Origin of the sequence: Alloscardovia venturai (assembly GCF_042676605.1) — a bacterium.
In the GTDB taxonomy this organism is placed as follows: Bacteria; Actinomycetota; Actinomycetes; order Actinomycetales; family Bifidobacteriaceae; genus Alloscardovia; species Alloscardovia venturai.
Map to the genome: position 1 here is coordinate 25,078 of NZ_JBHTHQ010000012.1, position 26,486 is coordinate 51,563.

Sequence of the window (26,486 nt, forward strand, 5' to 3'; positions counted from 1 at the left end):
TCAAAATGGAGGAAAGGATCTGCTCATGGAAATGCGAAAAAGCAGTGAATTGCACACCGTCAGCATGGACGGTGTACAAGACGAAATGTCAAAAACATCAAACACATCAAAAGATACAAAAGAACTCGCCACGCCGAAAATCATGTGGCTGTTTGCCACTGGTCAACTCGGCTGGGCGATTTTGTCCGGAATTATCTCAAACTGGCTGGTTTACTACTACCAGCCAAGTGATGTTTTGCAAGCAAAAGGATTGCCAGTCTTTATCACCCAAGGTGCCATCGTACTCGGTTTAACCATGATTGGCGTCATCACGGCAAGTGGCAGACTCATCGATGCTTTCTTAGACCCATGGATTGGCGCAAAATCCGACTCATGCAAGCACCCGCTGGGTCGGCGCATGCCTTTCATGCGTTATGCAGCCGTTCCATTTGGAGTTATCACGACACTCGTTTTCATTTCTCCCGTCAACCATCAATCCATATGGAATGACGCTGTGCTTTTCATCCTTGTCCTCGCGTTTTACTTCTGCATGACATGCTATTGCACGCCATTTAATGCGTTAATTCCAGAGCTCGGACGCACACAGGAGCTGCGTATCAACGTATCGACAAGCATCTCCACGACCTTCTTTATTGGAACTGCGGTAGCGTATCTTGTACCAAACATCGCAGGACTTTTACCTGCTTTCTTGGGATATGCCAGTTCATTCCGCATTACTGTAGGAATTCTCAGTTTCATCGCCATTATCTGCATGCTTGTGCCAACTTTTACTATCGATGAGAAGAAATACGCGAAGATGGAGCCAAGTACTATTGGCGTATGGGAGTCTCTGTCCAAGACATTTACCAATCATGATTTTCAGATTTTCATTTGTTCTGACGTTCTATACTGGATTGGCTTGACCATGTTCCAGACAGGCATGCCTTTCTATATCACCAAGCTCATGGGATTCAACGACTCCATGGCCTTCGTCTTCTTTGCGAGCATGACGGCTTTGAGTCTTCTGTGCTATCCTGTGGTCAATATTGTGGCGAAAAAGGTAGGCAAGAAGCCACTCGTGGCCACAGCATTTATGATTTTTGTGCTTGGCTTTGTCATGACGAGTCAATCTGGAAAGTTTGGAATTCCAGGAATTGTCTGGGCGGTCGTTATGGTGTTCCTCGCCGCAATCCCTATGGCTATCCTTGGCATTCTGCCTCAGGCTGTACTCGCCGACATTGCACAGAGCGATTCTATTAAAACCGGAGAGAATCGCGAAGGCATGTTCTACGCAGCACGCACATTCAGCATGAAACTTGGGCAGTCCGTAGCGATGGTCCTGTTTACCTCTCTCGCATTGTTTGGCTCTGCGAGCGCGGGATACCGACTCACTGCACTCGTGGCAGCCGGTCTATGCCTCATAGGAGGAATCATATTCTTCACATATAATGAGAAAAAAGTTCTAGAAACGATTACAGAAGAATAAAAATGATAAGATAGGGTGTGTCCTGCAAAGGTGCGGGACGCACCTTAAACTTTTATAAAGTTCCTTTTGCAAAGCAACGAAGTATCAGATGAAGAGTAAAATGGAGATACAAAATTTTTCCGCTTTTAATGAGGAAAGAGGAAATAATGACGTATTTTACGATAAATCCTCGGGCTCTAGTTTCTGTGCTAATTTACGCTCTCATCTTAGGCACCGTTCCGATTCTCAGCCTTTTCCTCTTGCACGATAACCTTACTGCCGCACTGTGGTGGTACTTCGCAGCGCTTATCGTTACGCTCCTCTACTCCAGCACGGACGGTCTACGTCACGGCGCGCACATTATCTGGATTCCTGCAGCTTTTATTGGTAGCGTTGCCGCACCGTTTGCGTGGCCAAGCTCGTTGTCCTTTACATCGGTCGGCACCATCGTCGGCGCCGCATTCATCGGCAATCTCCTTGGCAGTTTCACTCATCTCATCGTGAATCGACAGTATAAATCTGGTACACCACCCATGCGATGGTGGAAACCATACAAAGGTACCGTGATTGGTTTAGGAGCGCTACTTGTCCTATGGGTTCTACCAGCAGTAATAGCAGGAGTGATGATGAATCATCATAACGGTTTAGGAATAGGTTTTGTCATCACGCTTTTATGGACTATTTTGGCTATCTTTATACCGTACTTCAGCACACTTCTCTATGGAATCAATATTTGGTGGATTCTTACATGGATTCCCGTCATCCTCGCAAGCCCATCCATCACGAATGCCTTCCATCTGACTGGCTTAGGCTTTGGATATTTCTCCATCTTCGCAGCTCTCGGCACAGTAAGCGCTGGGTTTGGAGAACTCATGCGTCGAGTTCCGCAGGATTCACTCTATGGTTGTTTCCTCCAAGGAAAGGCTTTACACAGGAAAGGCTAGCCTTACTGCATGTATGGCTCTTCATCAAAATCAGTAGACACATCTGACACTTGGGCGCTTTGTCCTAACTGTTGCGCAAGCTCCTGCAAACGCTGAATACGCTGCTGTGTAGGTGGATGCGTAGAAAAAAGCTTATTGACGTCTTCCATACGGAAAGGTGAGGAAATCATCACAGCAGAGATGTTCTGCGTAGCATTCGTTTTGCGAAGCGGCATAGACTGTACGCCACTTTCGATTTTGTGAAGAGCCGATGCTAATGCCATAGGGTCCTCACTCAGTATCGATCCATCCTCATCGGCATCAAATTCGCGCGTACGCGAGATAGCCATCTGTACAAGCGAAGCACCAACTGGCGCTAAAATCATCGCGAGGAGAGCTCCGATGGCTCCTAACGCGCCAGAATTTCGGTCGTCTCGCTCACGCTCACTCAAACTTCCACCAAAGTATCGCAATGAGTAGCCTAAATACGTAATGACCATAGACATCGCTGAGGCAATAGATGAGGTCAAAATGTCGTGGTTGTACACGTGCATAAGCTCGTGTCCTAGTACACCGCGCAACTCCCTCTCATCAAGCAATTCCATGATGCCCTGCGTGCAGCACACCGCCGCATGATGCTCATTGCGCCCCGTCGCAAACGCATTCGGACTCATAGTTGGCGCGATGTAAATGCGTGGCATTGGTTTTCCTGCCTTGCTGGAAAGCTCTCGAACGATGCGATAAAGCTGTGGGGCTTGCTCTTCGGTAACTGCTTGCGCCTGTATCGAGGCGAGGGAGAGTTTGTCAGAGAACCAATAACTACCAAATGTCATCACCACAGCGATAACCACATAAATTCCTAGCGTATTGTAGCGCGCGCCAGTCGCGTACCATATGAGAATGATGATGGCCCACATGATACCGAAAAGCAGAGTGGTTTTTAAGCCGTTTGCATGCCCATGAATCTTCATTTACTCACCTCGCGCAATGGTACGAAGTTGCTCTTCATCGATGACCTTGATATGCTCGCGGTTTGTCTTCGCACCGAGCTCGCGCTCGTAGGCGTCCACTCGTTGCCACGCTGCATAATCTAATGGCTGTACGCCACGGTCTGCGAGTAATTGTGCGATGTCATTGTCAGGATATGGGGCGATGCGACCGCGAGATGAAGAAGCTGCCCAATCGGTAAGTAGGTTCTCCACAGTCTCTAATGCATCAGATTTTGTAGAGCCAATCAAACCTACAGGGCCACGCTTAGCCCAACCTGTCGCATAGACGAACCGTTCGCCAGTGATACGTCCGCCGAGGTTATCTAGCGTATAGCGCTCTTCATCGTACGGAATACCAGGAATTTGAGCAGGCTTATACCCGATAGCATGATACACAGCCTGGACTGGGATTTCTTCGTACTTTCCAGTACCGCGCATCGTTCCATCTGGGTCCGTTACTGTACGTTCAACCTTGACCGCAATAACACTGCCATCACGAGATTTGAGTAGAGCGACTGGGTTAGCGTTAAAGTGCAAGAAGAATTTACGCTGAGCAGGGTTTCCTTCAAAATCAGTGCCATTACTCATCTTTACACTCATATCACGCACCATGAGTAGCTCGTCAACCATTTGGCGTGTGAGTTTATCTTTACCGGCCTTAGCCATATGCTCCTTCGTCAGCACATCAGCGCTGAAATCATCAGCAAACGTAATGAGCTGAACCCGTGAGAGAGCTTCAAGTTCACGCAATTCTTGAACGGAGAACTTTGCATGAGTGACATCGCGGCGAACGAAGACATGCACGTCTTCAGCACTATTTGCAGCCAAACCGTCATACACATTGTCCGGAATGTCCGTATGGAGCAAGTCATCTGGATAGCGAACGAGTAAACGTGACACATCCATCGCCACGTTTCCACCACCTATAACTGCCACTGATTTTGCATCCAAACGCCACTGCGGCGACACCGTAGGGTACCCGTCATACCACTCCACAAATCGTGCCGCCCCAAAAACATTCTTCGCATCAGAGCCGGGGATAGTTAATGGTCGATCATCAACTGCACCTGTCGCAAAAATTACGGCATCATATCGTAATTTCACATCGTCAAGAGTGATATCGCGACCGAACTCTACATCCGCCATTAATCGAATCTGAGGGTTGTTGAGAGTCTTTTCCAACGCGCCAATGATGTACTTAATAGCAGGATGGTCCGGAGCCACGCCATAACGCACTAAACCAAAAGGCACCGGCAATTTCTCAAATAGATCAATATGCGCTGTCGCATCAGACCCCAAACCAAGCTCTTCACGGCGAGCCTGAATCTGGCGCAAAAGGATATCAGAAACGTATACGCCCGCTGGGCCAGCACCAACGACTGCAACTTTAAATTCACGCATAAAGACCTCACAGATAATACAATTTCTACTTTCTAGCTTATAAGAACAAGCCTATAAATCTAAAGCAAAACCTCACTCACACAGTGATGTGAGTGAGGTAGACCGAGGGAGAACCAGTGCGCAGGGAAAATCAGTATGCAGTGAGCTTAAGAAAAGTTAGTGCACGAAAGGATATTCCTACTTTTAACTTAAACCCTAAGAATCACACATGATTAGTCATTCCCGCCAAAGAACTGCTCAAACGGATTGGACTCATCCTCAGAATCACTGTCGTCATCATTAGAACCGAAACCGTTGCGGTTGTTATTTCCGTTGTTCTGCTGATTCTGACTATTAGACGACGAGCTAGATGACGAAGACGTCTCTTCATGGTTCATCTTTACCGTCAAATCAATGGTCTTACCATCGCGGATGACAGTCAACGTCACAGTCTCGCCCTTTTGAGTAGCTCGTACATACCCGAGCAATGCCTCATTCGAGCCTACAGAATGCTTGTTATATGCCACAATGGTGTCGCCTTGCTGGAGTCCAGCTTCTGATGCAGCACTGCCGGAAACTACAGACTGTACCTGAGAACCTGCACGAGTCGTACCGTCAGAAGTTTTAGCCGTAGCGGTCTTGACTGTCACTCCGAGGGCTACGTGAGTAGCTTTACCATTTTTGATGATAGAGCTCGTTACCCATTGTGCAAGGTTTGCAGGAATTGCAAAACCGATACCGATAGATCCAGAATTACTCGACGAGGAGGAGCTAGAACCGGTTGTAGCTATAGACGAGTTGATACCAATGAGTTTGCCGTCAGAGTTAAAGGTAGGACCACCAGAGTTACCAGAGTTAATAGACGCATCAATCTGCACAGCATTCGTCACTACAGTAGTCGCATCGGAATCCTCTGCAGACACGGAAACTGGTCGGTTAAGCGCGGATACGACACCAGTAGTCGCAGTATTCTCATAGCCAAGAGGACTACCGATAGCCATCACAGACTCGCCTACAGCGAGATTATCTGAGTTCGCAAACTCTACAGGTGTCAAGTTGCTCGGAGCATTCTTGAGTTTAATCACAGCCAAATCTGTCGTTGGGTCAGTACCCACTACGCTTGCGTCGTAGATATTGCCGTTCGATAGGGTTACTTTAAGATTCGAAGCACCAGACACCACATGATTGTTGATAATGATATTTCCATCCTTATCAAGGATCGCTCCTGAACCGATGACAGACCCCCCTGAAACCGTACCCTGAATAGACACAACAGATGCGGAAACTTTCTTTGCTACGCTCGTCCAATTCACGCCAGAAGCAGAGCTTGACGTGGTGCCGACGCTGCCTGTAGAGGATGTGATGGAATTGAGCGAGCTCGAACTTGGAACTGTGAGAAGACCATTGGAAATGGCAGCCGCGCCGATACCAGCCACGAGCAAAGCCGCAAGAGCTGCCGCACCGAGAGATGTCCAAATTGTCGTGCGACGGTTCTTCTTATCCAACGCACTCAAAGACTGTGCATTGATCGCCATGCCGGCGGCAGTGACCGATGCTGGAGTGCCATATGCATTTGCAGGATCTGCAAAGTGGTTACGTGGAGCTTTAGCCGTCGCAGCATCGTACATCGGTGCACCTGGCCGTGCAGACTGAGGCTGAGTAGTTTGAGGCTGTGCAGTTTGCGACTGAGGTGTCTGGCTAGGAATCTGAGAAGCCTGTGGGACTTGGGATGCCTGCTGAGCTTGGAACGCCTGGGTCGGATAGGATTGCGTTGGGTAAGTCTGGGTTGAATAGCCTTGAGCAGACACTTGCGGCGATTGAGGTGCCTGAGATACCGGAGGTTGTGCTGGAGTCGACACTACACGTGGCGTGTACATCGGCGACTGCTGACTGTACGCACTCCCGTACATGCTCTGCGGTACCTGAGCATACTGTGGAGATTGCTGAGTCGGCTGCGTAGACGGGACAGACATAGGTTGCGATGCACCCGGCTGAGCATTCTGCATAGACTGTAAAGGTTGCGTAGGATACGACGATGCAGACTGCGGACCATTCACTGGCTCTATTGGCTCAGTTGGTTGATTAGACTCATCGTAAGACATGTGTCCTCCTTCAATATCACGTCAATGTCACCGTAAGAGTGGAACATTCTTTATTTCTGCGTTTAAGACAACCGTACTTATCTGAGAATAAGCTGAAAATGCTCTCGAAATTATCTTTTTTCTTTATGCTAATCATATGAGAAACCATTGAACTGTTGAAAACTAAGGGAAACAGGACAGTCATAAGGTAGAAGGAAATACTTTCCGCTAGGAGCGTCATTTTTCTCTCACTCCATTTACACAGCTCAATCGACCTTATCTATTAGAGTTACTTTTATGAGCGATAGCACGGAAAACACTGATGAAAACCTCAATACTACCGATACTCTTGCCATCATTTCCAAGGCATCTTTGAGGCACAACAATTCGCGGCCTATGAAGTCAGTCCAGGATGAGCCTGCTTCGCGTGATGATGAAGATCTCGCAGCAACTGCAGAATTTCCTACATACCACGATAACTCCAAGGTCATTGACGACATCTTGGGACGCCCTCCTGCCAAAGACGACAATGCACATACAATCACGGACCCGCACGGAGACTATGTAGAACAGTTCCGTCCGAGACCATTAAATCTGCATGTGCCAGATTTGGAGAACTTAAAGACTTCAGACACGCTCCCTCAAATTTATCGTGACATATCGCAGAATCGTGAGGCGCTATCTACAAATCCTGCAGCACCATTTGCAGCTTTCCCTGAGTTCCCGCAGTCATCCATGCCTACTACAGATGAATTCACACAAGTAAAGGCGTTAAACATAGATACGCTAGACGAACTTCAAGTAGCAGATTTACGTCCTACAGACGATTCGCCTACAGCCGAGTTTGAAAAAACTCATGCAACAAAGCCTCGCCATGCTGATTCCTCTGCTCTCAATACTGTAGATTTCAGTAGCTATACAGGTACATCCGAAGAAGCATCGAGTGCTATATCAGCGGGATTTGAAACCGCTTATGAGCAAAATTCACGCCGAGATGAGAATGCAGATACAGCAGAAATTCCTGCTGTTACCGCTACTGGCAGTGCACATCGAGCAGAATCGCAACCTCAGCCAAGTACCACGCAGTCTCAAGACGAGAAGCCTCATAAGAAAAAGCGCAAGAAGAGAAAAAAGAAGAAGACCATCCCCCACTACAACTATGTTAGGGTAGAAACTTCTGCCCCGGAAGGCACAGTATTCCCTCAGCCAAAGTTCTCTCCGCGTGGCGCAGTACCTGGTAAGCCTGGCGACCGCAGTGCATTTAGCTTTAAAATTAATACGCGGCTAGACGGTAAACATGGACGCACAGGCGTTATCCATACGCCTCACGGAGACATTCAGACGCCGTGCTTTATTCCTGTAGCTACACAAGCCACGATGAAGGCCGTCACCATACCTCAAATGAAAGATAATGGCGCGCAAGCGTTGCTTTCCAATGCTTTCCACCTGTATGAGCGTCCTGGTGAAGCCGTCATGAATGCTGCAGGTGGACTCAATGAATTTATGAATTGGGACAAGCCTACTTTCACAGATTCTGGTGGTTTCCAAGTCATGAGTCTCGGAGCAGGATTCAAGAAAACTCTTGCGATGGACATCGAAGGCATGAAAAACGATGACGTTATCGCTGATGGCAAGGAACGTCTTGCTTTCGTAGACGAGGACGGCGTCAGCTTTAAGTCTCCACTCAACGGTGGTATGCATCGATTCTCTGCAGAGATTTCTATGCGCGTTCAGCACAACATCGGCGCAGATATCATGTTTGCATTCGATGAGCTCACCACCTTAATGAATACCCGTAAGTATCAGGAGGAGTCAGTAGACCGTACATTCCGTTGGGCACAGCGCTGTGTGGCAGAGCACAAGCGTCTGACTGAAGAACGTCTCGGTAAACCATATCAGGCGCTCTTCGGGGTGGTCCAGGGAGCAAATTATGAAGATTTGCGGCGTAAAGCCGCTTCCCAGATTGGTTCTCTTGACTTTGACGGTTTCGGATTGGGCGGCGCCATTGAAAAGAACATTCTCGGCGATATCGTTTCTTGGATTTGTGATGAACTTCCTGAAAATAAGCCACGTCATCTCCTCGGTATCGCAGCGGTCGACGATATCTTTGCCGGTGCTGAAAACGGTGCCGATACTTTTGACTGTGTAGCTCCAGCACGCACTGCGCGCAATGGCGCTGTCTTTACAAAAGATGGACGCTGGAACATCAAGAGAGCAGCGTTGAAGTTTGACTTCCGACCAATTGAAGAGGATTGCGACTGCTATACTTGTCGCAACTACACTCGCGCATATGTGAGCCATTTGCTGCGTTCTGGCGAAATGACTGGCGCCACGCTGGCAACTATCCACAATGAGCGGTTCTTCATTCGCTTGCTCGATGACATACGAGCATCTATAGACGGCGGATACTTCTTTGAGTTTAAGGAATCCTACCTTGCGCGCTTCTACGCAAAAGGTTCTAAGGGCTAGAAGCCTCACTACTTTAATCCCATAAAGCGCGGCGGCACGCATCTTAAAAGTCTCACCGTCTTTTGCGTGCCGTCCCTTAATGTGTTAGAGTGGTTTTTCGTCTGCGCACATGGCGGAATGGTAGACGCGCTGGCTTCAGGTGCCAGTGACCGATAAGGTCGTGGGGGTTCAACTCCCCCTGTGCGCACCACTATAAACGTCTCCTAAGGCTAGTATTTACGCCAAAGAGACGTTTTCTTTTATCGCCCCATGGCTATTGCGACAAGATTTAGGACAAGTAAAAATAAAGCTCGATAACAAAATAACTCTGAGCTGTTGGAATGGCAGAACAACCTTATAGGCAGGAATGTGTTACTAAAAACATGTGAAAAGAATGCAATGCCTACCCGTCTCAGCCTTAGTATTAAGAAAGATAGAACATCGAACAGTAGTAAACAAGCCGATTATTCAGTAGGGGGAGTCGTTTTCACCTCTTGCGCGCATGTAATGTGACATGTGTAATATTACGCACTACACTTATAGGTATGGAAGATTACGAAATACATATGATGAGTGCGCGCACATTAGAAACGCAACGGAGCTTTACTCATGCGCTTATCGAACTCATGTGCGTATATCCATACAATGAAATTACCGTCAAAGAAATTGTCGCCAGAGCTAAACGTACACGTCAAACTTTCTATCGTCATTTCACTTCAAAGCAAGACGTTCTCGACCGTCAGCTTGATTCTATGTATAACGAGTGTTATTCCTTAATCAACAAACTTCCAACGCAGACCCTTGACAGCGCTCTTACTACATACTTCACATATTGGTACCAGTATCGCGACACCATAAAGCGTCTTCTTGAGGTCAATCGCAGCACCACTCTCATGCGCGAGCTGACGTTGAAATACGCCGCAAAGCTCTATCCTCTCATCAAGCAATACATGAAACGTTCTTACGATGAGCCAGTTGACGAATTTTACTTCCAGCAATTCATCTTCGGCGGACTCGTCCAGATGAAAATGCAATGGTTCTCGCGGGGGTGTGATGTGCCTCCTGAGCAAATGGCAAGAAAACTGCTGAGCTTCTGGAGAGAGTCACTGTAGAGGCGGCACTTTTTACAAATACTTGTCGCCGTTGCTTCAGCAAGCTGTTTACCGCGAGTCGATGCAGTGCCGGCGTAATTTATATGCACATCAAGTTCACTTTCTTCTATCGTGCACGATTCCGCACACAAAACGACGGAGCAATTGCTCACGTAGACAGCGTGAAAAACAAAGGCACAGGGAAAGCCGCCCATTTTCGAGCAATGCGCGAGAATAAAAATTGAGAGGCAATAGGAACACACAATGACACAATCAGAAAATATTTCTACTCACACATCCGCAGCATAGAATAGTTCCTCACTCAAACCTCGGAAACATGTCCCACAATTTAGTCACGAAACTCTTCTCGCACTTCAAGAAACGCGCAATATCATAAGCGAGGAAAAATCAGCTAAACGATACACATCGTTCGAAGAATTACTTAATGATTTAGACTCCGACGATTAAAGCGCAAACTGGTCTTGAAATTAGACCAGTTTCCTATTAAACTGGTCTTGAAATTAGACCAGTTTCCTATTATGATATTTTCAGCGGGAGGGCAGAGTCTTATGAATCAGCTTATACGACAGATTATTCAAGACTTCGATTTAAGTCTCTACAAACCTATACTCCCGCGCGAACTCAATCTAGAAACACCTCTTACACCACGCGCAGGAAATCTTGCAACAGTTATCATGGGCATTCGTCGCTCAGGAAAAACATACCGTCTCTTCCAAGAAATGCAATCTCTCCTAGACAGTGGTATAGATTCCTCACGCATTCTGTACTTCAACTTTGAAGATGACCGTCTAGCCCCCATAACCACTCAAACCGGAGACGACGTGCTCCACGAATTCTTTGAGGTCAACCCTGCATCACAACGTGACGGTTGCTATATTTTCTTCGACGAGATTCAGGAAATGTCCCACTGGGACATTTGGCTGAGACGCATTATCGACACGACGAAAGCTACAATCTACGTAACTGGCTCAAGCTCAAAATTACTTTCCGAAGAAATTGCAACTGCATTTCGCGGTCGTTCACTTGCATATGAGATGACCCCATTCAGTTTTCGAGAATTCGTGCTCTACCATCAGCCACAATTACTTACTCAAACTCGGAATCCCCAAGACTGGTCGAGTACAGATAAAAACCTCGCTAAAAATCTCTTCAACGATTATCTGACACGCGGCGGGTTCCCCGCAATCCAAGATGTCTCTAGCGAGCGACTCATCCTCACACTTCAGGGATACGCCCAACGCGTTGTCGCAAAAGATGTACTTGAGCGACATAATCTGAGCAATCCACAGGCAGTTTCACTCCTCACAAGCAGAGCACTAACCTACTCTGGTCGAGATTTTTCCATGCGCAAAACCGTAGATACATTTGTATCTCAAGGTATCAAGATTAGTCGAGTGAGCGCGACAGCAGCATTAAACTATTTAGAAGATGCATTTCTTATCCATAAGATAACCGATTACTCTCGTGCACTCTCATCTTCACCGGCAAGCACTTATAAAATCTACGCAGAAGATCCGGGGCTTGTCTATGCTAATTCTTCAGCAAGCAGTAATGATATAGCGCAGCGCCTTGAAACGGCTATCTATTTAGAACTGCGGCGACGCGCTTTTACAAGTAGAAATAATTCCGTGAGTTCTCTTCATACACGTACACACGGGTATGAAATAGATTTTGCTGTAGGCGACGTTATCGCCAACTCATCACTTCAACTTTTCCAGGTAAGCGTTCATATCGATGACGAGAAAACTCGAGAACGCGAGATGCGCGCACTGGAAGAAGCAATGCATGAATATCACACAAAGGAAAGCATATTACTTATCCACGATGGACAACGCGAAGATGTAACGACCCATGATAAAACCGTTATCCATATAATCCCAGCTTGGATGTGGTGTTTAGAAGGCAAATAGCGAGAAGAAGTACCCTTGAACCTAGCTAATTACCTCGGGCGATGCGCCGCCACATCAAATGCAGCACCAGCGAGAGCGTCTAATGTATCAAGCTGAGCCTTCTGCTCGTCACTCATCTGCGGCGCAAAAGTACCATATCGATGTTCAGCTGCTTTCTTAATGAGAAAATCAGCAAGCTGAGGATTCTTGGGCAAAACCGAGCCATGCATGTAGGTCCCGATGACGTTAAACTTACGAGCACCCTCAGTATGGTCAGTACCGTTATTTCCTGTCCCCTCATCATCTACAGTCGCCCACGGCTGAGTTCCATCGTCGTGGAGTACCGTCTGACCGGAATGATTTTCATACCCAACGATAGGACCGCACTGCTCACTATGCTCCACAAGGTTGCCAATCATGCGTGTATCCTGCCCGACGGTATGTACGCCAAGTACGTGAATGCCAGGTAGACGTTTGCCTTCACGCGTTTCGAAATACTCGCCAAAAAGCTGATACAGTCCGCATATGACGAGCATGGGCACACCCTCTTCTGCGAGCGTGCGAATCTGCTGAGCTCGAGTGAAGAAATCGTCGCTGATGATGGCTTGCCCCTTATCTTGCCCGCCTCCGCCAAGGATCATGTCAACATGCTCAGGCCATGTATCGCCGACATTGTACTGATGAATACGTGGCTTGTATCCCATTAATCGCGCGCGTAGTTCAATAGTTTTCACGTTGCCAGTGTCGCCGTAGATATTCATCTCTTTGGGATACAGCGAAACGATGTCAAGTACGCGAGTATCTGTCATAGTCCTACATCCTCCACATCTGCTATCTGACTGAGCGCCTTACGAACGGCAAGCATAGCAGTATATGTGCAGTAAATATGTTTAGGCTTGCCTGCTGTATCAGCGATAAACATACCAAGCGCTTGAGAAATCGAGTCGTCCACATGGATAGCATCGACTTCATCGTATGCTAATCGTAAAGCCATATCCGTAGCACGTACACCGGAGACCATATCAACCGCCGTATCGCGCAGTGACGTAAAATCAACGTCCCACAGCCAACTCATGTCACGTCCATCGGCGTACTCGTCATTAATCACAATCATGGTCCCATGACCAGTAGGATTAAACGATTTGAGCGCAAGCCTAAAGCCCATCGGATTCTTCACCAAGATAAGCTCCACCTGATCGCCATGAACGTCGATGGACTCTCCACGGCCAAATGCTGGAGTGACTGCACTTACAGCCTCAATGAGCTTCTGTGCTGAAGGGACAGAAAGAGCAGAAAGAGATGCAGGTTTTCTTACCTCTTCCGGTGAGCTCGACAGTGAATGAGAAAGTTGGTATAGGGGCGTGTGCGGCCCGTCTTCCATAATTGCTTGTACGACAGCAAGTGCACCTGCTGCGTTGAAAGCGTTATATACACCTTCTAATTTAAGCTCAGCAGCATGAGACTCTACATGCCCGTTAGACTCAATCGCAAACGTTGCAGTGTGATCTTGCAAAGCAGTCAGTGTCACATGCGCGGGACGATAATGCGTTAAATCAAATTTTCGCTCTCTCGGTTGGCGCTCGTGTGCAGAATCTAAGACTCCGTTTTCACCCGTAGCATGCACGCTTAGTTCAGCGTTTTCTGAACTGTCATACATAGCATCGTCAGAAGGGAAGAAATCCATCAAATCATCAGACAGGCCGTAATACCTGACACGTACCCCATCAGATCCACGGACGACGTCAGAAAGTGCAGCAACGCGCGAGTCTTCACGGTTAAGCACGACCGTTCCCGTAGTCGCTTTTGCAACCGATGCGAGCATAGTCGCCGTAGTATCAATCTCACCGAATCGATCTAGCTGATCGCGTAAAACATTCAGTAGGAGTGCATAGCGTGGCTTGACTTTGTCCACGAAATGTACAGCGTATGCTTCATCGAGTTCGAGTACTGCTACATCTGCATGGAGGCGACCGCGCATATCGACTTCATCAAGTAAAGCAGACACAACTCCGCGTGTGAAATTTGAGCCTGTCGGGTTCGTAAATACGCGTAATCCCAGATTTTTTAACATGGATGCAACGATGCGTGTAGTTGTCGTCTTGCCATTTGTGCCAGATACAAGTACCACGCCGTAGGGTAACTGCGCAAGAGTGCGTGCCATGAAATCAGAATCAACGCTTTCAATGACGCGTCCAGGAAGCGCTGTACCACCGCCGCGAAGTCGAGCTACGGCACGAATGGTTTTCCCCAACGCAGGAGTAAGAACCGTGCGCAATGAGTGAGCCATATGAGTCTTCCCTCCGTCTTATATACCCTGTGCAGGGTCGGCAGCCATATCTGCAAATTTGGACCTTGCACCCAAGAATGCGAGAGTAAACGTGGCTGTCGGACCATTACGATGTTTAGCTAAAATCACGTCAGCCTCGCCCGGTCGATCTTCTTTATCATATGCTTCTGGACGATGAACGAGGAAAATCGCATCTGCATCCTGCTCAATAGAGCCAGATTCGCGCAAGTCGGAAATCATTGGCTTACGGTCACCGCGCATTTCAGAGCCACGATTAAGCTGAGATAGTGCTACTACTGGCACACCAAGTTCCTTTGCAAGCAATTTCAAGGAACGCGAAAACTCAGACACTTCCTGCTGTCTCGACTCCACTTTCTTTCCAGAGCTCATAAGCTGAAGGTAATCAATGACGATGAGACGTAAACCATTACGCGCGAGACGACGGCATTTCGAGCGAATCTCCATCAGACTCATGTTTGGAGAATCATCGATGTACAGCGGAGCTTCCTTGATACGGTCGAGAAGACGCTCCATTTCCTGCCAGTCTCTGTCATCAATGTCGGAAGCATTACGCAAAGCGGTGAGCGGCACATTCGTTTCTGCAGCGATGATACGCTGAGATAGTTCCAACTTACTCATTTCAAGAGAGAACACGACCGTTGGCATATTGTGATGAAGCGCAGCGGATCGAGCAAAATCGATACCAAGCGTGGATTTACCCATACCTGGACGTCCCGCAACGACAATCATCTGCCCCGGCTGCAAGCCGTTCGTTATCTTATCGATATCCGTAAAGCCCGTTGGCACTCCTGGCTGTATATCGCCCGACTGAATTTCCTCGATATGTCCTAACGTACGGTCTACGACTGGACCAATAAGCTCATAATCCTGCTTCGTATGCCCATCGGAAAGCTGATATACGGAGTTCTGAGCGAGATTTACCACATCCTCTGCATCAGCAGTCTCAGCACTAAAGCCTAATTGCGCGATACGTATACCTGTTTGAATGACCTCGCGCAGCATAGCATCACGATGAACGATTTGTGCATAGTGAATTGCGTTAATTGCAGCAGGTACAGAGGAGACAAGGCTTGCAAGATAGTCAGCACCGTCTACCTTATCGAGATTGCCGTCCACGCGCAACGTATCTGCCACTAGCACAGGATCAATCTGCGCACCTTCAGCAAAACGGCTCACGATAGCACTATAAATCGTCTGATGCTTCGGAATGTAGAAGTCCTGAGCATCTATCATCTCAATAACTTCAGCTATGACATCTTTGCTGAGTAGCATGCCGCCGAGGACCGCCATCTCGGCAGCCTCGTCATACGGCGGTTGCCCGCCAAAAATAGAATCCGTCGACGATGTAAAACCTCGACCCTCACGCATGGTGTTACTTTCAGGCATATGCCTATTCTATGCGCATGACAGTAGGAAAAGAGGAGCTACACTTACAGATAAACCGCTGCGCTGTGGATAACACTGTGGGAAAGAAAATAAGTTATCCACATTTTAGGCGTGTCCCGGTGGACAATAAGATAAGTTATCCACATTATGCGGATAACTCGGTGGATAACATGGGGATAATCGTGTCGCGGATGTGAGAAAACACTTTTCTTGCTGTAACTTTGTCCATACTATTATTTCGTGCACAATAATATGCGGGAAAACCACAATCATGCAGCATCAGCTCGTCGCCAGTTAGCAGCCATCGCCATCCCCACACTAGGGCAGCTCATAGCCGAGCCGATTTTCGTCCTCATCGACACTGCACTCGTCGGACGCATTGGTGATATAGCACTTGCAGGACTTTCTATCGGCTCTACTATCATCCTCACGTCCGTGGGATTATGCCTTTTCCTTGCCTACTCCACTACGGCAAAGGTCTCTATGCTCATGGGAGCCGGTCGCACTCGTGACGGCTTACAGGCAGGAGTTGCTGGGATGTGGCTTGCGTTAGGCATAGGTATCGCTCTCATGGCAACTCTCGTTAGCGCCGCGTATCCCCTCAGCTTTGCGATGGGTGCACAAACGTCGGTACTTGATGGCGCCGTCGTCTATGTGCAAACTGCCAGTCTTGGCATCCCCGGCACCCTCATGGCATATGCGGCTAATGGAATGTTGAGAGGACTGAAAAAGCCAGGAATTACTCTCTGGTCTGCTATCAGTGGCGCACTAATCAACGTCATCCTTGATGTTGTTTTTATCTTCGGACTTGGCTGGGGCGTCATGGGTTCGGGAATTGCTACATGCATAGCTCAGTGGGTCATGTGCATTATTCTGCTCGCATATCTCGCGCCTGTACTTCGTCGGAATAAAATCTCGTTGAAACCATTACTGAGCGATGTCAAAGATTCCGCCGGAGACGGAGCTATGTTATTCGTACGCACGGCAGCAATTCGTGTAGGCATGGTGGCTACCGTTATGGTAGCGACGGCTATGGGAACGACCGTCCTCGCAAGCTATCAAGCAGTAAATTCTTCATGGAATTTAGCACTCAATATCCTCGATGCCATAGGTGTGGGCGGTCAGGCTCTCATCGGCACAGCCATTGGAGCGAAAGACATCCCTCAGATACATTCTCTTCTTAAAGAGATCGAGTATGCAGGCATCAGGTGGGGCGTGTACGTCGGGGTGGGCTTCGCACTCTTTGGATGGTTCGCAGCGCCACTATTTACCACCGAACCGAGCACCGCTCATATCATCGCCATTAGCATGATAGTAGTTGGCATATTCTTTCCGTACCACGGATGGCTGTGGGCACTAGATGGCGTGCTCATCGGCGCAGGAGACTTTGCCTATCTTGCAAAGGCTTGTACACTCGCAGCCCTCGTTCACGTCTGCGTGCTCGTCATCGCGTGGAGAGTCACAGTTGCCATGAGCGCACCGCCTCTTGTGCAATCAGTCGCACTATGGCTAGTCTTCAATATTGTCTTTATGGGTGTGAGAGGACTAGGAAATATCCTGAGAGCGCATAAAGATACTTGGATTTACCGAGCCATAGCACAACTTAACTAGTGCGACACAGGCGCAGCATAGGTTACAAGCTGCGCGCTTAAGTCGCCCCTAGATGTCGAGAGCTGCGTGATGCCCCAAATATACGGCGTTCGTAATGGTAGAAACGCGAGAAGCATCGCCGATGACCCGTACGTATGGCGCCGTATCCATAAGCTTTTCGACCTGATCTGTCGTGGACTTCTGCCCGAGAGCACAAATGACCGTACTTCCAGAAATCAGTACCTGCTCACCTTTCTCATTCTCAGCCAAAACACCATCAGAACGAACCTCAATACCTCGATGTGAGGTGTACACTTCGCAATACTTATCGACTTCTTCGAGCATCAATGGCCGATGGCGTACATTTGCATCAGGAGCGAGCGCACCACCCATCTCTACGATTTTTACCTTCTTGCCTTCCATCCCGAGGTGGATACCGCACTCGCAGCCTGCAAGTCCTCCGCCCAAGATGACAACTTCGTCTGTAACTCTATCTTTCTGCTTGTAGTAGTCATTGACGATGACGACATTGGCCCCATCCTCTCCTCTTAAACCCGGGATAGCCGGAATCACAGGAGTGGAACCGGTCGCGATGATGAGCGCATATGGCTTCACTTGGGAAACGAGTTCAGGAGTCACCGTCGTATTTGTAACGATTTTTGCTCCAGCTTTTTCAGCGAGAAGTTTATATGTACCGCTCAATTCATACATCTCATGCTTGAAAGGAAGCGCTTGCTCAGATTTTAAGATGCCGCCGACCTCAGATTCTTTCTCATAGACGGTGACGTCGTGTCCTCGACGCGCAGCAGTATATGCAGCATAAAGGCCACCAGGGCCAGCGCCAGCAATCATTACCTTGCGCTTAACAGGAGCCGGAGTAACCTCTACTCCGTCCATTTCTCGGCCGATAAGTGGATTTACAGTACAACGGCGCGTAGAAGTTGCAGCGCGTTCAGCCATACACGTGAAGCAACGCAGACAGTGCACAATTTCTTCAGGTCTGCCTTCGATGACTTTACGCGGAGTTTCAGGATCGGCGAGAAGTTGGCGAGCCATATAGACGATATCTGCCTGCCCCGATGCAATGATTTCCTCCATCATCTCAGGATCGGTCAGCCCGCCAATGGTAGCAACAGGTTTAGAAACGTGCTTCTTTATCTCCGCAGCCAAGTAAACATTACGACCATGAGGTTCAAACATTGACGGATGAGTGATGCCGAAGGTCTTCTGATACGTACCTGCTGAGACGTGAATGATATCAACATATGGTTCAATCTGCTGAGCAATGCGGACACCCTCGTCGATGTCATAGCCACCCTCGCAGAATTCTGAGCCAGACATGCGGAACTCAATTGGGAAAAATGGTCCCACTGCCTGCCGCACAGCTTTGAGCACTTCTACTGCAAAACGGCAACGATTCTCGAGCGATCCGCCGTATTCATCCTCACGATGGTTGAAAAGTAGCGAGAGGAACTGATTAATCAGCCAACCATGTCCCCCGTGAATCATGAGCATCTCAAATCCTGCTCGCTTAGCAAGACCTGCGACGTGCGCATAGTGTGCCACGATGTCATCAATCATCTCTTGAGACAGAGCTTTTACGTGAGCGCCATCAGCACGGACACCATCACACGGCCCCCACTGGTGCAGATTGTGCTGCTTAGACTTATCGGTCATGTACGTGCCCGCAAACTGACCGGAATGAGACAATTCTAATGAAGGAATGGCGCCATGTCGCCGAATCGCATCTGCAGCGTAGGTAGCCGCCGCCAAAGAGTTGAGTATGGACTCATCAAGATGGTATGCATGACTTCCGTCCGTCTCAGGGTGAACCATCAATTCAGACACCGTCACAGCAGCAGCGCCGCCTCTCGCGCGAAGTTCGTAGAATGCCGCGGACTTGGGACCTATGCAGCCGTCATTGGTGATGTCAGTACCACCCATAGGTGCGGAGAACATGCGGTTGCGGAAAGTAGTTCTTCCGATAGTAATGGGAGCACTGAGATAGGGGAATTTTCTCTGTTCCATACGCACCTCTTCGCGAAAATTCATAGCAAGTCTCGAACGAGTTATCGCCCGTAAACCATTACTACTACACTAACACGCTACAACTCACGCACGCACAGCACGGTATGGAGAGTACCCTTACCTAGATAGCACCTGCTCCGGTTTCACGAGTACGCACACGGGTGATGGATTCGACAGGAATGACCCATACCTTGCCATCTCCAATGGTGTCGGTCCCTGCAGCATCACAAATCGTGGTGATAATCTCATCGACGCGTACATCTTCTGACACGATTTCAAAACGGACTTTTGGCAGGATATCGACATCGTATTTCGTACCACGGAAGACCTCTGTATGACCACGCTGATGCCCATAACCATTAGCCTCAGAAATCGTAAGACCATGAATTCCGATACCCGACAAAGCGTCAAGTACATCGTCAAGCTTTTGCGGCTGAATAATTGCAGTGATGAGTTTCATTATGCCCTCCTCAAGATAGATAGGGATGTGCCAGCAAAGTCATAAGAACGTTCGCCATGTCGTGTCACGTCTACGCCGGTCATTTCTTCGTATGTGCTAATGCGCCAGCCCATAGTCTTTTCGAGGACAAACGCGATGATAAAGGTCATCACAGCGGAGAAGATAATCGCTATGAGAGCTATGAGAATCTGTACGATAGTCAGGCGAATGTCTCCATGCGTAAACAAACCATTACCAACAGCAAACAGTCCCACAAGAACTGTACCGATGACGCCACCAACACCGTGCACACCCACGACATCAAGGGAATCATCAATGCCCAGCTTGAACTTCACGCTGATAGCAAGGCAGCATACAGCGCCTACAATGAGACCGATAATAATTGCAGCCCACGGGGAGACTACATCAGCAGATGGGGTAATGCCCACGAGACCTGCTACCATGCCAGACGCAGCACCGATGGGAGTTGCCTGACCCGTACGAATCTTTTCTACGATAAGCCATCCTATAGTCGCAGCACATGCACATAACGACGTCGAAATAATTGCATATGCAGCGGTACCATTTGCGGCAAAAGCAGATCCACCGTTAAATCCGAACCAGCCAAACCACAAGAGGAATGCGCCAAGCATCACGAATGGAACATTATGAGGCTTGAACGGAACACTTCCGAAGCCCTTGCGACGACCCACAATCAGTGCGATGACCAATGCCGCCACAGCAGCGTTAATGTGAACCACGGTACCACCTGCGAAATCGTGCGGAGCCACGCCGAAAAGGTGTGCAATAGCACCATCGGCAGAAAGCAGACCGTGATCCCATACCATGTGAGCCATAGGTGCGTAGTCGAGAAGAGTCCACAGTGCGGTAAAGACAAGCCATGTACTGAATTTAACGCGCTCTGCTAATGCACCAGAGATAAGCGCCACGGTGATAATGGCAAAAGTCATCTGGAAGAGCGCATCCACAGTGACAGGGTACGAGCCAGAACTCGACTGCGCCGAAGCTGTGTAAACGCCATCTTTCACGCCAATGACATCACGCAAGAAGAATCCAGAGAATGGATTGCCAAATATACCGCCCACAGACTTCCCGCCGTATGCGATAGACCAACCACACACAGCCCACACGATGCCAACCACTGCCATAGCACCGACAGACAGCATAATCATATGCAAAATCGCTTTCGCTCGCACCATGCCGCCATAGAAGAACGCCACAGCTGGAGTCATCAGAAATACTAATCCGCTCGAAATGAGCATCCACGCAGTATCACCAGAACTCATTGTTACCTCCCTTAGTCTTTCACTTCATATCTAAGAGAAGTAAAGTTTCCAAAAATAATGCCGGAAGTAACACATAGGTTACGACCGGTATAAAATGTGACGAGTATGTTTCGAACTGTGCAGAGATTTTTGCTCTCAACCGTTCTATATTTCCTGCTCTACGCTACACTTCTACTCTCCTCGCTTTTCTACACGAGAAGTCGGCATAAAGTTTCTCACGAGACTCCTACTCTCCTAAAATCCCATCCACAAAGCCTTCTGTATCAAATCGTGCTAAATCATCAGGCCCTTCACCAAGACCTACAAGCTTGACAGGCACACCAAGCTCTCGCTGAACAGCGATGACGATGCCGCCCTTTGCTGAACCATCGAGCTTAGTCAACACAATACCTGTAATGCCAATAGCTTCAGCAAAAACCTTCGCCTGTGCCATGCCATTTTGACCAGTCGTAGCATCAAGCACGAGGAGCACTTCACCGACAGGAAGATTCTTCTCAACGACACGGCGAATTTTGCCGAGCTCATCCATAAGATTGGTCTTATTTTGCAAACGACCCGCAGTATCCACGATGAGTACCTGAGCGTTATCCTCCTTGGCACGTTGCGCCGCTTCAAACGCTACGGAGGCAGGATCAGCTCCTTCTTTATCACTCCGTACAACGGGGACACCCACGCGATCCGCCCACGTTTGAAGCTGGTCGGCCGCAGCAGCGCGGAACGTATCAGCTGCTCCAAGAACTATCTGTTGAGACCCTTCACCGAGCAGAAGGCGAGAGAGCTTGCCCGTCGTGGTCGTTTTGCCAGAGCCATTGACGCCAACCATCATGATGACATGCGTATCACTAGCATCAGGAGTGACCTCAAGCTCGAGTCGGCGATCAAAGGTGTGACCATCCTTATCTGTATTAACTGCCTTGAGAAGTTGAGCGCGAAGCAGGCTCTGAATCTGTGCAGCGTCTTGCGCGCCATTGACTCGCGCATCGCGGCGCAACTCGTCGACCATGCCCATCGCCGTGTCAGCACCAACATCTGCAAGGAGTAAAGTGTCCTCTACTTCTTCCCAGTCAGACTCTGATAAATTGTCACGTGTCAAAATAGAGAACAATGCTTTACCGAATGGATTTGCGGAATGAGACAGGCGTGAGCGCAGGCGATGCATACGGCTTGCGTTATCTTCCGGAACGTCAAGCTCAGAAGTCGCACTTGCGGCATCTCCGTCAGCATGCCTTGAGTCATCAGCACTGTCTGTGCTGTCCACATCGTTATAAGTGTCGCTGCTACGAGAATCAGACTCCTGCATAGCCGGTGTGATATCACGCTGGGCGTTTGCTTTCTTGCTCCTCACCAGCGCGAAAGCAACAAGTGCAATACCCACGATAATTAAGACTGCGGCAATAATCGCCCACACTATATGAATATCCATGAAGACATCTCCCTCCGAAGAGAGGCACCACCCAATTACAGGCAGTGTCACCTCTACCAACTAAATCAACACATAAAAGTCATAAAGAAATAAAACTACTTCAAATGCACTGGAACTACCGAGGAATTATCACCAAGATAGACTGGCGCTTCCTGAGTGCTATCCTCAACCGCTTGCGCTCGCTCCTGCGCTGCTACCTCATGAATATCCTCTTGCGGCGTATAGGAAACAGGAGTTCCAGCCATGCGCGGGGTGCGAGATTTACTTTCATCCCTATCTCGCTCCACAGAGCTCAACCCGCTTGCCTGGTTATTGATGACAGCATCACTTTTCGCCCACTGCACGACAAAGTAAATAATGCCGATAACGACAGCAAGCCAAAAGATAATAGTCAGAACGTTTCCCATACTTGTATCTTACATGAGATGCTACAAAACGTTACATTAAGCCGCTAGACGCCCCAATATCGAGAAGCCACTGTCGCACGTCATTACACTCGTCAAGATTTACTGCATGGTCGAGCTTCTTATACTCGCACAATTTGAGGAAAGTATTCTCCTCTAAGAAAGCAGCCAACGCGCTTGACTCATGCCGCGCCACCACGTCATCGCGCATACCAAATCCATAAAAAGCGTGAGGTGACTTCAATTGCAACGATTCATCGCCATCATGCGTGCCCTCTACCAAACCCGGCGCGCAGAAACCGGATAAACATGCGACAGCTTTATAACGGTCAGGATTGATACGCAAAAGATGGACCGCAAGAGCACCGCCTTGTGAGAAGCCGAACGGTATAATTTCACGCTCGTCAGGAATAAAGTCATCCACCCATTCATCGACAGCGCATGCCGCAGCGTATATATCACGATCAAGATTTTCACCACTCGGCACTGCTTCGTGGAACCACGAATATGCTCCATCAGTTTTTGCTGCCAGGCTTGAAGCATCATCGTCCATGAAGACACCCATATCATCGGGGTCAAGCAAAGTCAGTGGTGCACGAAGTGCTACATAATCACTCAAGGGAGACACATAACTACCGAAAAATTCAGCAATATCATTCTCATTCGATCCCCACCCATGCAAGAGCACAAAAAGCGGACGACGCGGATTGTTCATGCCGCGCCCGCGAGACCACAATGCCTGCTCCACGCGCAAAGAATCGCCATAATGACCAGAAACTGCAGTCGCCGCTTTGCCTGGTTCGATAGGAATGTGCTTCATAATTAGCATTGTAGTCGCCATCAGAATGTGGCGATAGAGGTTGTTTTGCTATCCATTCCAGTACACTGAGAAGTATGCTTTTAAGTGATCACGATATAGTCGAAGCACAAGCAGCTGGCGACATTTCTTTAACTCCATGGACGCCAGCTATGGTCCAGCCAGCATCTATCGATGTGCGCCTTGACCGCTACTTCCGCGTATTTAATAGCCATAAGTACACCTACGTAGATCCTGCAGAAAATCAAGGAGACCTAACTGAGCTGCTCGAGGTGGATGCATCTCAACCATGGATCTTACATCCTGGCGAATTCATCTTGGGCTCTACATACGAGTACGTCAAGCTGGGCGACAGCATCGCAGCTAGGCTCGAGGGTAAGAGTTCACTTGGCCGCTTAGGTATACTAACTCACTCCACGGCTGGATTCATTGACCCAGGCTTCGAAGGTCATGTCACATTGGAACTATCAAACGTTTCCAATCTTCCCGTGAAGTTGTGGCCAGGTATGAAGATAGGACAAATGTGCTTCTTCCAGATGTCGAGCCCTGCCGACCATCCGTATGGTAGTGCAGAAAATGGTTCGCACTACCAAGGTCAGCGCGGTCCGACTGCTTCACGTTCATACATCAACTTCCATAAGACAGACGTATCCGGAGAGCTAACGTATCACGATGAAAAATAATAATTCTCACACCCTCGCTGCTCAATCCTCTCAGTCCACAGATTACCGTACTTTAGCGGCTCGTGTCGGTATCATTTCTGGCTTTGTCTTCATCCTGCTGCTTGCCTTCGTCTGGTCCGGCGCTACAGCCGGCATGGATTTAGCAATCACTACACGGGTCGTCCACCACCGCATAGGTTTCTTGAACCCTATCGCCTTAGGATTTACCGCTCTTGGCGGTACAATCATCGTCATTCTTCTTACAATTATTGCCTTGGGATATCTAGCATATAGGCGTAAATGGCTCGAAGTAGAAATCGTCTTTGGTGCACTTGCTGGTGATGTCGTTATCGTGACAGCATTGAAAAAGCTCGTCAATCGTCAGCGTCCTTCATCTGCTCTGTGGCTAGGTCACGTAGAAGATCAACAATCCTTCCCTTCCGGACATAGTGCGAACAATACTGTTTTGTGGCTAACCGTTGCCCTTGTTTTGACAATGATTGCCGTTAATGAAGCCGAACGCACAGCCGCAAAAGTAATGACTATCCTTGGATTCATTATGCCACTATGCATCGGATGGAGCCGCATTTATACCGCCCAGCATTGGACTTCAGACGTCCTGTCTGGATGGAGTCTAGGACTTGCGTGGGTAAGTATCGTCGCATGGGTTTATCTAAATCAGCGCGAAAAGCGTAAAAAAGCTCGTGAAAACGCCACTCCGCGTATTGTGTCAAGCAAATAAAAATCATTCTACTCTCTCGAAAACATAGTATGAGACCATAGAATCGTCCCAAGGAAGGTACATATCATGGCAAAAAATACGATTGCTAAGCTCGTTACCGCAGCGGCTGCACTCACGGGGGCAGCTTGGGCTTTTGACAAGTATGCACAACATAAATTCCAGCGCTCTGGAATTTCCCTCGCTATCAATAAACTCAGCGAACTTTCGCCATCTCGTACAGCTCAGGATGAGATGGCGCTACTTGATGAACACAAGAGTGCTGAACGGCCAGCAGGTCTACCAGGAATCATACTCAAATCTGGTATTGCCGACGTTTACGATGACGGTAATGACCAGGATTTCGACACCTTTGGCATGGTAACGTACCGTTTCAAGCCACGAGACTACTCCTCTGCCACCGTGCACAACGTCACAGTGCTCTACGTGCACGGAGGTGGCTATATTACAGGCTTTGACGCATATCATGTGGCATTCATGACGAGACTTGCTCGTCAGATGGGTGTCACCGTAATCGCGCCAGATTACGCTCCTGCTCCATGGGGTACCGCTAAAGATGCATACCGCAGTATCACAGCTCTGTACACGCGTTACGGCATTTTGAATCCAGACGAGAAAGTTATCCTTATGGGTGACAGTGCGGGTGCTGGGCTAGCGTTCGGTCTAGCTCTTACTTGGGCAAAACAGGGTCTTCAAGCACCAGAAGGTATCATTGCCATTAGCCCATGGGTTGATGTGACTCTGTCCAACCCTGACATCCATGCATATGTCGACCGTGATCCTATGCTCGATGCCGACCGCTTACGTGTTGATGCGCACGAGTGGGCTGGGCAATGGTCTATGGACGATTCTCGCATCTCCCCTCTCAAAGCTAACTCAGCGGACATAAAGGCACTACATAAGAGCGAAGTCACTATCATCCAAGGTAGCGATGAAATATTCTTCCCTGACGTTACTGACTTCGCTACTCGTCTTACTTCCGCTGGTGTAAAGACAAAACTCCACATCGGCGAGCACATGACTCATGACTATCCATTGCAGCCAATTCCAGAGGCCAAAGAAAGCTGGAGTCAGATAGAAATGGCAATCGTTGAGGCGACGGTGGAGTAGGGCGAGT

The 26,486-nt window shown here is 48.6% G+C and carries 21 protein-coding genes and 1 tRNA gene; 10 read left to right on the plus strand and 12 right to left on the minus strand.

The genetic code is table 11. The features are described 5' to 3' along the window. Positions 1-25 precede the first annotated feature (25 nt). Both ACFQY8_RS01770 and ACFQY8_RS01775 read left to right on the plus strand, forming a co-directional pair. Positions 26-1,465 carry an MFS transporter gene (locus ACFQY8_RS01770; protein WP_377938011.1) on the plus strand — a complete coding sequence of 480 codons (1,440 nt, stop codon included), beginning with the start codon at positions 26-28 and terminating at the stop codon, positions 1,463-1,465. A 146-nt stretch (positions 1,466-1,611) separates the two neighbouring features. Beyond that, positions 1,612-2,388: a hypothetical protein gene (locus ACFQY8_RS01775; RefSeq protein ID WP_377938013.1), complete on the plus strand. Its 777-nt coding sequence runs from the start codon at positions 1,612-1,614 to the stop codon at positions 2,386-2,388. Positions 2,389-2,390: 2 nt separating this feature from the next. On the opposite strand, the gene htpX is transcribed toward ACFQY8_RS01775, so the two are convergent. The 3 genes from htpX to ACFQY8_RS01790 form a co-directional block, all read right to left on the minus strand. Then, a complete protein-coding gene (gene htpX / locus ACFQY8_RS01780; protein WP_377938015.1) occupies positions 2,391-3,338 on the minus strand; it encodes a zinc metalloprotease HtpX in 948 nt (315 codons plus the stop codon). Then, positions 3,339-4,757 carry an FAD-dependent oxidoreductase gene (locus ACFQY8_RS01785; RefSeq protein WP_377938017.1) on the minus strand — a complete coding sequence of 473 codons (1,419 nt, stop codon included), beginning with the start codon at positions 4,755-4,757 and terminating at the stop codon, positions 3,339-3,341. A 212-nt stretch (positions 4,758-4,969) separates the two neighbouring features. Further along, positions 4,970-6,838, minus strand: coding sequence for a S1C family serine protease (locus ACFQY8_RS01790; protein WP_377938019.1), 1,869 nt, complete (start codon positions 6,836-6,838; stop codon positions 4,970-4,972). Positions 6,839-7,960: 1,122 nt separating this feature from the next. Between ACFQY8_RS01790 and tgt the strand changes: the two genes are divergently transcribed. The 4 genes from tgt to ACFQY8_RS01810 all read left to right on the plus strand — a co-directional run bounded on the left by tgt (position 7,961) and on the right by ACFQY8_RS01810 (position 12,287). Next, the gene (tgt, locus tag ACFQY8_RS01795) at positions 7,961-9,286 is read left to right on the plus strand and encodes a tRNA guanosine(34) transglycosylase Tgt (protein ID WP_377938292.1); all 1,326 of its coding nucleotides are present in this window, start codon (positions 7,961-7,963) and stop codon (positions 9,284-9,286) included. A 103-nt stretch (positions 9,287-9,389) separates the two neighbouring features. Continuing rightward, a tRNA-Leu gene (locus ACFQY8_RS01800) sits at positions 9,390-9,476 on the plus strand. Positions 9,477-9,810: 334 nt separating this feature from the next. Continuing rightward, positions 9,811-10,377: a TetR/AcrR family transcriptional regulator gene (locus ACFQY8_RS01805; RefSeq protein WP_377938021.1), complete on the plus strand. Its 567-nt coding sequence runs from the start codon at positions 9,811-9,813 to the stop codon at positions 10,375-10,377. Positions 10,378-10,925: 548 nt separating this feature from the next. Continuing rightward, complete coding sequence (locus tag ACFQY8_RS01810) at positions 10,926-12,287, plus strand: ATP-binding protein (RefSeq protein WP_377938023.1); 1,362 nt, start codon at positions 10,926-10,928, stop codon at positions 12,285-12,287. Between the two features lie 29 nt (positions 12,288-12,316). Here ACFQY8_RS01810 and ACFQY8_RS01815 read toward each other — a convergent pair whose 3' ends face one another. From ACFQY8_RS01815 to dnaB, 3 genes are read right to left on the minus strand one after another with little or no spacing between them, the layout of a single operon-like run. Further along, complete coding sequence (locus ACFQY8_RS01815; RefSeq protein ID WP_377938025.1) at positions 12,317-13,075, minus strand: type 1 glutamine amidotransferase; 759 nt, start codon at positions 13,073-13,075, stop codon at positions 12,317-12,319. Then, positions 13,072-14,553, minus strand: a complete 1,482-nt coding sequence (locus ACFQY8_RS01820; RefSeq protein WP_377938026.1) for a MurT ligase domain-containing protein — start codon at positions 14,551-14,553, stop codon at positions 13,072-13,074. The genes ACFQY8_RS01815 and ACFQY8_RS01820 overlap by 4 nt, the downstream gene beginning before the upstream one ends. Positions 14,554-14,571: 18 nt before the next feature. Next, positions 14,572-15,960, minus strand: a complete 1,389-nt coding sequence (gene dnaB, locus ACFQY8_RS01825; RefSeq protein WP_377938028.1) for a replicative DNA helicase — start codon at positions 15,958-15,960, stop codon at positions 14,572-14,574. 240 nt (positions 15,961-16,200) lie between these two features. Between dnaB and ACFQY8_RS01830 the strand changes: the two genes are divergently transcribed. Continuing rightward, positions 16,201-17,571 carry an MATE family efflux transporter gene (locus ACFQY8_RS01830; protein WP_377938030.1) on the plus strand — a complete coding sequence of 457 codons (1,371 nt, stop codon included), beginning with the start codon at positions 16,201-16,203 and terminating at the stop codon, positions 17,569-17,571. 48 nt (positions 17,572-17,619) lie between these two features. On the opposite strand, the gene ACFQY8_RS01835 is transcribed toward ACFQY8_RS01830, so the two are convergent. From ACFQY8_RS01835 to ACFQY8_RS01860, 6 genes are all read right to left on the minus strand, one after another. After that, a complete protein-coding gene (locus ACFQY8_RS01835; RefSeq protein ID WP_377938032.1) occupies positions 17,620-19,578 on the minus strand; it encodes an oxidoreductase in 1,959 nt (652 codons plus the stop codon). Between the two features lie 121 nt (positions 19,579-19,699). Next, positions 19,700-20,038 (minus strand): P-II family nitrogen regulator, encoded by a 339-nt coding sequence (locus ACFQY8_RS01840; protein WP_377938034.1) that lies wholly within the window; start codon positions 20,036-20,038, stop codon positions 19,700-19,702. Beyond that, a complete protein-coding gene (locus ACFQY8_RS01845; protein WP_377938036.1) occupies positions 20,038-21,324 on the minus strand; it encodes an ammonium transporter in 1,287 nt (428 codons plus the stop codon). Before ACFQY8_RS01845 ends, ACFQY8_RS01840 begins: the two co-directional genes overlap by 1 nt. A gap of 226 nt (positions 21,325-21,550) precedes the next feature. Next, the gene (ftsY, locus tag ACFQY8_RS01850; protein ID WP_377938038.1) at positions 21,551-22,747 is read right to left on the minus strand and encodes a signal recognition particle-docking protein FtsY; all 1,197 of its coding nucleotides are present in this window, start codon (positions 22,745-22,747) and stop codon (positions 21,551-21,553) included. Between the two features lie 95 nt (positions 22,748-22,842). Beyond that, entirely contained in the window at positions 22,843-23,154 is a 312-nt protein-coding gene (locus ACFQY8_RS01855; protein WP_377938040.1) for a hypothetical protein, read from the minus strand. Between the two features lie 31 nt (positions 23,155-23,185). Beyond that, complete coding sequence (locus ACFQY8_RS01860) at positions 23,186-23,971, minus strand: alpha/beta hydrolase (RefSeq protein WP_377938042.1); 786 nt, start codon at positions 23,969-23,971, stop codon at positions 23,186-23,188. A 74-nt stretch (positions 23,972-24,045) separates the two neighbouring features. On the opposite strand from ACFQY8_RS01860, the gene dcd reads away from it, so the two are divergent. From dcd to ACFQY8_RS01875, 3 genes are all read left to right on the plus strand, one after another. Next, positions 24,046-24,651: a dCTP deaminase gene (gene dcd, locus ACFQY8_RS01865; RefSeq protein WP_377938043.1), complete on the plus strand. Its 606-nt coding sequence runs from the start codon at positions 24,046-24,048 to the stop codon at positions 24,649-24,651. Further along, positions 24,641-25,372 (plus strand): phosphatase PAP2 family protein, encoded by a 732-nt coding sequence (locus ACFQY8_RS01870; protein ID WP_377938045.1) that lies wholly within the window; start codon positions 24,641-24,643, stop codon positions 25,370-25,372. Before dcd ends, ACFQY8_RS01870 begins: the two co-directional genes overlap by 11 nt. Positions 25,373-25,438: 66 nt before the next feature. Beyond that, positions 25,439-26,479, plus strand: coding sequence for an alpha/beta hydrolase (locus tag ACFQY8_RS01875; RefSeq protein ID WP_377938047.1), 1,041 nt, complete (start codon positions 25,439-25,441; stop codon positions 26,477-26,479). The last annotated feature ends 7 nt before the right edge of the window (positions 26,480-26,486 follow it).

Bases quoted from the DNA above. Each gene is read 5' to 3' on its own strand.
- ACFQY8_RS01770 (WP_377938011.1), top strand. From the start codon at position 26: ATGGAAATGCGAAAAAGCAGTGAATTGCACACCGTCAGCATGGACGGT.
- ACFQY8_RS01775 (WP_377938013.1), top strand. From the start codon at position 1,612: ATGACGTATTTTACGATAAATCCTCGGGCTCTAGTTTCTGTGCTAATT.
- htpX (WP_377938015.1), bottom strand. From the start codon at position 3,338: ATGAAGATTCATGGGCATGCAAACGGCTTAAAAACCACTCTGCTTTTC.
- ACFQY8_RS01785 (WP_377938017.1), bottom strand. From the start codon at position 4,757: ATGCGTGAATTTAAAGTTGCAGTCGTTGGTGCTGGCCCAGCGGGCGTA.
- ACFQY8_RS01790 (WP_377938019.1), bottom strand. From the start codon at position 6,838: ATGTCTTACGATGAGTCTAATCAACCAACTGAGCCAATAGAGCCAGTG.
- ACFQY8_RS01805 (WP_377938021.1), top strand. From the start codon at position 9,811: ATGGAAGATTACGAAATACATATGATGAGTGCGCGCACATTAGAAACG.
- ACFQY8_RS01810 (WP_377938023.1), top strand. From the start codon at position 10,926: ATGAATCAGCTTATACGACAGATTATTCAAGACTTCGATTTAAGTCTC.
- ACFQY8_RS01815 (WP_377938025.1), bottom strand. From the start codon at position 13,075: ATGACAGATACTCGCGTACTTGACATCGTTTCGCTGTATCCCAAAGAG.
- ACFQY8_RS01820 (WP_377938026.1), bottom strand. From the start codon at position 14,553: ATGGCTCACTCATTGCGCACGGTTCTTACTCCTGCGTTGGGGAAAACC.
- dnaB (WP_377938028.1), bottom strand. From the start codon at position 15,960: ATGCCTGAAAGTAACACCATGCGTGAGGGTCGAGGTTTTACATCGTCG.
- ACFQY8_RS01835 (WP_377938032.1), bottom strand. From the start codon at position 19,578: ATGGAACAGAGAAAATTCCCCTATCTCAGTGCTCCCATTACTATCGGA.
- ACFQY8_RS01840 (WP_377938034.1), bottom strand. From the start codon at position 20,038: ATGAAACTCATCACTGCAATTATTCAGCCGCAAAAGCTTGACGATGTA.
- ACFQY8_RS01845 (WP_377938036.1), bottom strand. From the start codon at position 21,324: ATGAGTTCTGGTGATACTGCGTGGATGCTCATTTCGAGCGGATTAGTA.
- ftsY (WP_377938038.1), bottom strand. From the start codon at position 22,747: ATGGATATTCATATAGTGTGGGCGATTATTGCCGCAGTCTTAATTATC.
- ACFQY8_RS01855 (WP_377938040.1), bottom strand. From the start codon at position 23,154: ATGGGAAACGTTCTGACTATTATCTTTTGGCTTGCTGTCGTTATCGGC.
- ACFQY8_RS01860 (WP_377938042.1), bottom strand. From the start codon at position 23,971: ATGAAGCACATTCCTATCGAACCAGGCAAAGCGGCGACTGCAGTTTCT.
- dcd (WP_377938043.1), top strand. From the start codon at position 24,046: ATGCTTTTAAGTGATCACGATATAGTCGAAGCACAAGCAGCTGGCGAC.
- ACFQY8_RS01870 (WP_377938045.1), top strand. From the start codon at position 24,641: ATGAAAAATAATAATTCTCACACCCTCGCTGCTCAATCCTCTCAGTCC.
- ACFQY8_RS01875 (WP_377938047.1), top strand. From the start codon at position 25,439: ATGGCAAAAAATACGATTGCTAAGCTCGTTACCGCAGCGGCTGCACTC.